The organism is Corallococcus sp. RDP092CA (assembly GCF_041903675.1).
Lineage (GTDB): Bacteria > Myxococcota > Myxococcia > Myxococcales > Myxococcaceae > Corallococcus.
In genome coordinates this window covers 1-3536 of sequence record NZ_JAYESI010000077.1, presented here as the reverse complement: position 1 = coordinate 3536, position 3536 = coordinate 1, and the positions used below count along the sequence as shown (strand labels likewise).

Here is a 3536-nt window from a genome sequence, read left to right as displayed (position 1 = left end):
CGCGCTCCACCCGACAGCCGGGAGTCGAGTACAACTCTTTCATTCCCAGGAGTACTCGCCGCAATGGCTTCCCGCCAGCACCGCCTGCCTCCTTGCTCGAGGATCACACAAACTGCGGGAGAGCCACAAAACCCGGGGAGGCTCAATCGACGTGGGGGCGTCCGCCGTGGACAAGCGGGCTGCCCTAACGGTGCTCCTCAAAGGGGCTCTTTACGCAGCGGAAGCGCTCGGAGAGGAGTTGACGCCAGCCTTCGTCATCGATTGCCGGGCACGCCGGGCTTCGAGCGCTCCACGCGCACCTTGGCCCAGATGAAGCCCAGGTCTCCCCAGTCCTTTGTCTCCACTACCGTGACGCGCTGGCCTGCTTTCAGCGCACCGATGGGCCGGCCCAACTGGGCAGTCTGTGGCGCGGGAGGCTCCTCCCGGATGAACGAGGGGGTGGTGCTGACGAGGACCCGCTGGTTGAGCCCCTTCGGGTCCAACTCGCGGCCCGCAGCTCCCTCGCCGAGGTAGTAGCGCGTCCGCCACTGCTTCGAGTCGTTCAGGTACTGGCCGATGTACACCCAGGCGGCGGAGGCCCCTGTCCCCACCTTCGCTACGGCCTCCGATGCCCTGGTGTCAGGTGTGACGACGGACTGCACGGAAGGGGCACTCTGCTCGTAAAGTCGCGAGCCCAATTCCTTCTGCAGCGAGACCTGGTCATCGATGACCCTTCGGGCGAGCTCGAAAGCCTCGGCGGAGAACCCAACCGAGCGCGATGCGCCGACGAGCCCCTCGACGGAGCGTGTCTTCAAGCTGTCCTTCGTCAGTGCCGCACCGGTCATGTTCTTGAAGTGCCGCATGACGATTGCGTTGGCGATCTCCTCCTGCGCCAGGAAGATGCCGAGGAGGCGTCCCTTGTCTGCGGGGCCGAGGGCCCACGCGGTCATGACTGGCACTTCGTCCTGCATCTTCTGGAGGCACTGCGTGAGCCATGCGTCTGCCTCCATCGGCAGCACGGCGTCACCATAATCGTAGCTCACGCGCTCCATCGACACACCCTTCTCGCCGAGGATGAGGCCAATCTGCTGCTTCTGCAGTTCGGACATGTTGCGGGCGAAAGCATTGGTCGCAAGGGAGTACACGGTCACGGGCGTCGTGATGGGGCTCAGCAGACTCGCCTGCAGCTTGCCCTGCTGCGGCTTCGCGCCGGAGTCAATCTCCACGAAGATGACACCGCGCTCCGCGAGCTTCGTGAACAGTGCGTCGATGTTTTTCTGGATGTCGGGTTGGTGGTCCTTCCAGCGCTCGGGATTCGCGAGAGCCTTGAAGAGCAGTGCGAAGGTGTCGATGCCCGTGTTGTCGAAGATGCCGCCGTCGATGAGGACCTCCGGCTCGGCTTGGGTCTCGACTTCAGGGAGGTCCACGACCCAGGGAAAGTTCGCCGAGGCACGAACGGCATCCGCCAGGACAATGTCAGTGGTTCGGGACAGGGAACTCATGGAATGCACTCGAGCCCGCTCGCCCTGTCCCTCGTTGCTCACCAGCAGTTCCGGCAGCGGGGGCTTGCCGGTGACAACCCGCTCTCCCGTCTGAACACTGGCGGTGTTGAGGAGAAGTATGGGCACCGTACCGTCGACCGGCAGCGCCTTGGGCCAGCCGAAGTAGTCCTTCCAGAACGCCGCCAGACTTGAGCCCCGGCCCACGCCCGGCATGACGACGCCGCGCAGCAGCGGGGCATTGAAGTCGACGAACATGTCGTCGATGGAGGCGCTCTTGAGGGGCCACGGGTTGTCGAATCCACAGTCATTCTTCAGCTGGGTCGCGAGCTCGGAATAGGGCGCGTGCTTGAGAAGTCCCTCCGAGGCCAGTGTGGCGCCGACCGTTCCCTCTGCCATCCGGTGTGCGAAGTGCGCGCTCGCGACACTGCCACCGGAGACGCTGCTGACCATCAGGATGTGCTTGGACAGCCGGTCGTCTTGGCATTCCGGTCGGGAGTCGCCCGCACCCGCGAGCGGGTTGCGATGGAGGCTCTCCAGCGCCAGCATTGCGAAGATGGCCGCGCGTGAGCCGCCGCCCGCCGCAGAGACCAGCAGGACCGGGCCCTTGCACATCCGGTCGAGCCGTGCGTTCGCGGTCTTGAGCCATTGCCCCAGGATGCGCTCCTGATGGGGGCTCTCGGACGGGGCCACCTCCAGGTCGAGTGCTTCATGCTGCTTCGAGAAACGTGTGACGCACAGGGTGAGCACGACCAGTGCGAGGGTGAAGGCCGCGCGCCGGGTCAGGTTCTCCACGCGGTCAATGGCGCGGGCCACGCAGATGAGCACGAAGAACAAGTGGTAGATGGCCCAGATGGTGTAGAGGCGGTAGCTCGCCTCGGGGATAGAGGGGATGACGCCTCCCCAGAGAATCTCCGAGGTGACGTAGGAACCCAGGGACATGACGCTGGCGCGTGTGATCATTTCCGTGGGGATTTCCCATCTGCGCAGCAGCTTCGGGCCGAAGAACCCCGTCAGGGCGACGATGCAGCACAGGAACGCCACGAGATATGGGCCCGGGTCGCCCTCAGCCCAGGACGATGGGAGCTTTCCAAGGACGTTGAGCGCGGCCAGCGCGCAGCCCGCCAGCGCCAGGGCGCTGTAAATCACGCGGCGGAGGCCTTCGCGGCCCTCTCCGGGCACCGCCAGGGGAAGCCGGGCCAGCCGGATGAGCCCCTCCCTGACGCGACGGGCCCCCCTACTGAGACGGCCATTCCCACGCATCAGCCGCGGCAGTCCCTTCGTCGGGACGAAGAGCCAGAGCGCGCCGAAGAGGAAGAAGGCGCCCAGCAGCAGGACGTACGCCCAGAAGGCCAGGGCGGTCAGCGGCCCCGTCTGGAACGAGGTCTTCCTCGGCAACTGCAACAGGATGTTGCTGACCTGAGGGATGGACCCGATGGCCGTCGTCACCACGAGGACTGCGACGAAGGTCGCGAGGCGGCGCTCGAGTGCCAGGGCCCAGGCGGGCTCGGTCCGCTGGGGGCTGTCTCCTGACGGCTCGCCTGTCAGGTGGAGCCGAGCCTCCTCCCGAGGAGGTCGCGGGTCATTCGGATGCAACGGATTCAAGTCATTGGGCACTATGTGAACTCCCCCTTGCGCTGGCGTTAGCCTATGACTTCTCAAGTCAGCCAGTCCAGTCGTGGGAGGCACTACCGCTGTGCCGCGGCCCGAAGCGTGTCCAGTATTGCGTAAGTATAGGATGGATAGGAGCCCTGTTGTGGGTGGCGGGCTAGTGAAGAAGGGCCAAAGGGGCCGCTGGAGGGTGACACGCGAGCTGTGCGCTGGGCCGGAGCAGAGGCTGTACCGCCCTCGGGGTATTGCCGTGCCCGACGCATGCTGCACCCACGGGGAGCCCCCATGTGGATGCGGCTGACGAAGGATGCAGACGACCGGCTAGGAGCGTGTCGGGGTAATCGGAAGAACCGATTTGAAAGGGAGGCAGAGGCGTGGTGCTCTTTGCCTCCCTATGAGCAAGACCTTCCGCCCCTACGCACCGGAGCAGTCGGAGTTGCTGCCGCC

The 3536-nt window shown here is 65.3% G+C and carries 1 protein-coding gene; it reads right to left on the bottom strand.

What is annotated here, in order from left to right; genetic code table 11:
• Positions 1-254: 254 nt before the first annotated feature.
• Positions 255-3095 (bottom strand): hypothetical protein, encoded by a 2841-nt coding sequence (locus tag U8525_RS34175; RefSeq protein WP_374270926.1) that lies wholly within the window; start codon positions 3093-3095, stop codon positions 255-257.
• Positions 3096-3536: the final 441 nt, after the last annotated feature.